Source organism: Pseudomonas sp. 05N434, assembly GCF_056396965.1.
Genome location: NZ_JBFTMK010000628.1, coordinates 1 through 2,677, shown reverse-complemented (window position 1 = coordinate 2,677; position 2,677 = coordinate 1). Strand labels below are relative to the sequence as shown.

Sequence of the window (2,677 nt, the reverse complement as noted above, 5' to 3'; positions counted from 1 at the left end):
GTCTTGTTATAGCTGTTGGTATCGGTCGGGCTGAACGGGGCCACGGTCGGCGTGGTTTCCGCCGAGTTCAGGTTCATCGTCTGATCAACCTTGGTAGTCGGATTCGGCTTCAGGCTCGAGGTGTCGATCTTCAAGTCAGTCAACACACCGTTGATGATCTTGCCATTGGAATCGACGCCATAACCCTGCAAACGGTTGCCGTTGTTATCGACCACAAAGTTTTGAGCGTCGGTCTTGAACGCACCGGCACGGGTGTAACTCAGGGAACCGTTGTCGCTGAGGATGAAGAAGCCGTTGCCCTGAATGCCCATGTCCAGCACGTTGCCGGTGTTGTTCACATCACCCTGGCTGAACTGCTGGGAAACGTTGGCCAGGCGCACGCCGTTACCGATGGTCTTGCTGCCGGTACCCAGGCGAGTGGCCGAGTACACGTCTTCGAATTCTGCACGGGACGATTTGAAACCGGTGGTCGCGACGTTGGCGATGTTGTTGCCGGTCACGTCCAGTTGTTTGTTGGCTGCATAGAGACCGCTAAGGCCGATATTGAAAGACATATTCCACTCCTTTGTGCCGTGTTAGTCGGCTCTATAGACCAATGGTTTGCACTTTGGACAGGGCAACGCTGCCCTGGCCTGCCAGGTTCAGCATCAGCTCACCGCCGGTCTGGCTGATGGTCACGCTGTTGACGGTTGCCGGCAGGTAAGTAACCAGTGAGGTCGCTTTGCCGTCGTAGGTTGCGCTGGCAGAGAAGGAGTACGTGCCGGCCGCGGCGACTGCTCCGGCATCGTTTTTGCCGTCCCAGATGAAACTGGCGTTGCCAGCGCTCTGGCTGCCCATGTCGATGGTGCGGATGGTCTTGCCTTCGGCGTCACTGATTTTGAGCGTAACCGGGTTCGCCGACGCCGGCAGCACAACCGTACCGTTGAGGTTCTTGGAGGTGTCGACCACGGCTTTGCCGGTCTGCGCGATGACCGAACGGCCCACCAGCGAAGAAGCCTGCAGAGCTTGCGACGAGTTGTAGTTGCTGGCAATGCCGCTGACGGTGTCGTTCAGCGTGGTGATGCCTTCCAGACTACTGAACTGCGCCAACTGGGCTACGAACGCGCTGTTGTCCTGAGGATCGAGCGGGTTCTGGTTTTTCAGCTGGGTGACCAGCAGTTGCAGGAACGCATCCTTGCCCAATGCCTTGCTGCCGGTGGCACTGCTGGTCGCCGCGGAAAGACCATCACTGGTGGTCGTGGTCTTGACCGAAGAGTTGGCCAGGACATCCTTGAGGCTTACGCCGCTGGTGGTATCGGTAACACTCATCGAAAGTCGCCCCTTATCACTGACCGAGGGTCAGGACCTTCTGCATCATGGTTTTGGCGGTGTTCATCATTTCGGCGTTGGTCTGGAACGAACGGCTTGCGGAAATCATGTCGGCCATTTCTTCGACGACGTTGACGTTCGGGTAGTAGACGTAGCCCTTGGCATCGGCGGCCGGATGATTCGGCTCGTAGCGCGCTTCAAGGTTGCTCTGGTCTTCGACCACACCCAGCACTTGCACGCCTTGACCGGCCGCGTCCTGGTTCTGGAACAGCGAATCGCTGCCGCCGCTCTGGCCGCCCTGGAACATGGTGGCGAACACCGGGTGACGGGCGCGGTAGGTCTGGTCGATGCTCGACGAAACGGTCTCGGCGTTGGCGATGTTACTGGCAACGGTGTTCAAGCGAGTGGTCTGGGCACTCATGCCGCTACCGGCAATGTTGAAAACACTGGACAGGGACATGAATTACTCTCCGCGCAGGGCTGACACCAGCCCTTTGAATTTACTGTTGAGCAGGGTGAAGCTGGCCTGGAAGTTGACCGCGTTTTCCGCGTAGTTCGACTGTTCCAGTTGGGCATCCACGGTGTTCTGGTCGATCGACGGTTGCATCGGCGTGCGATACATCAGCGACTCGTCGCCATTGCCCAGGCCTTCAGCTTCGATGTGACGGCTGTTGGTCATGCTCAAGGCGAACTTGCCGTTTTTGGTTTTCTCGTTCTGCTCGGCGAGCACTTTCGAGAAGTCCAGATCCCGAGCCTTGTAGTTCGGGGTGTCGGCGTTGGCGATGTTGTTGGCCAGGACTTCAGCACGCTGAGCGCGGAAGCCCAGGGCTTGTTCGTGGATACCGAGCGCTTTATCGAAGCTGATGCTCATGTCGGGAAACCTTCGGGTGACCTGATTTTTCGTAACGTGAACATAGCAAGCGGCGTGCCAATTCAAAAAAGCCCGTAAACCGGGGCTTTGCGAGCAGTAACGAGGCGGCAATGCCAGAAAAGCGGCAACCGATTTCCGCCGCCTGCCGCTTTTCTGCCGCTTCTCACCATCCAAAGAACGCTACTTGCCCCTGTGGGAGCGTGGTGTCACAGGCATAAAAAAACGGGAGTCCTAATGGACTCCCGTTTTTTATGCCGTCAACGAATCACTTCGCCTGGTAAATGATCCCCGGGCTGCACTGGACCATCTGGTAATGGTCCGGCAAACCGTTCAGCGCTTCGGACGCGCCAAGGAACAGATAACCGCCCGGCTTGAGCGTGCTGTGAATGCGCAACAGGATGTCTTTCTTCACCTCGGCGGAGAAGTAGATCAGCACGTTGCGGCAGAACACGATGTCAAACTTGCCCAGGCTTGCGTAGCTGTCCAGCAAGTTGAACG

The 2,677-nt window shown here is 57.5% G+C and carries 4 protein-coding genes and 1 pseudogene; all 5 read right to left on the bottom strand.

The features are described 5' to 3' along the window. Nucleotides 1-554, bottom strand: a 554-nt coding sequence (locus tag AC1DLB_RS27100) for a flagellar hook-basal body complex protein (protein WP_477786013.1), incomplete at its 3' end; no start/stop codon positions are given. Nucleotides 555-585: 31 nt separating this feature from the next. After that, complete coding sequence (gene flgD, locus AC1DLB_RS27095; protein ID WP_064616485.1) at nt 586-1,308, bottom strand: flagellar hook assembly protein FlgD; 723 nt, start codon at nt 1,306-1,308, stop codon at nt 586-588. Between the two features lie 16 nt (nt 1,309-1,324). Further along, nucleotides 1,325-1,768 (bottom strand): flagellar basal body rod protein FlgC, encoded by a 444-nt coding sequence (gene flgC, locus AC1DLB_RS27090; protein ID WP_007937507.1) that lies wholly within the window; start codon nt 1,766-1,768, stop codon nt 1,325-1,327. A 3-nt stretch (nt 1,769-1,771) separates the two neighbouring features. After that, on the bottom strand, nt 1,772-2,179 hold the full coding sequence (flgB, locus tag AC1DLB_RS27085) for a flagellar basal body rod protein FlgB (RefSeq protein ID WP_007937506.1): 408 nt from the start codon (nt 2,177-2,179) through the stop codon (nt 1,772-1,774). Between the two features lie 265 nt (nt 2,180-2,444). Then, nucleotides 2,445-2,677: pseudogene (gene cheR / locus AC1DLB_RS27080) on the bottom strand (protein-glutamate O-methyltransferase CheR); the annotation flags it as partial.